This window comes from Cohnella baijiui, from assembly GCF_020731285.1.
GTDB lineage: Bacteria > Bacillota > Bacilli > Paenibacillales > Paenibacillaceae > Cohnella.
In genome coordinates this window covers 1-329 of sequence record NZ_JAJFOW010000177.1, presented here as the reverse complement: position 1 = coordinate 329, position 329 = coordinate 1, and the positions used below count along the sequence as shown (strand labels likewise).

Annotated in this window: 1 protein-coding gene; it reads right to left on the bottom strand. The window is 32.2% G+C overall.

Going from position 1 to position 329, the window contains the following annotated elements; all coding sequences use genetic code 11:
* On the bottom strand, positions 1–329 hold a 329-nt coding region (locus LKX83_RS32205; protein WP_227887341.1), incomplete at both ends, for a hypothetical protein.

The window sequence follows — 329 nt, the reverse complement described above, 5'->3', positions numbered from 1 at the left end:
CTAAGGTACCCCAAAAATATTTTACTCCGCTTTTTCAGTCGTGCTTCTTCAACAGCATTATCTAGTAGAAACAGTTGAACTTCATAGATACGATCATTATATTCGGTGTATACTTGACATGTTTTCTGTTCAAATAGACTGTGAACATCTTTTGTATCCGTATATAAAGGTAATTCGAAATCATCCTCATCATCTAGTTCGCTTAATTCAAATTCTGGAACGTAACAAAAACATGAAATATCGTCAATGTTATCAACATAGTTCTCACTAAAATAAGGAATAAAAAATTTATTCCTATTTTGTAGGCCCTTGCTTAAATCGGCTAATTC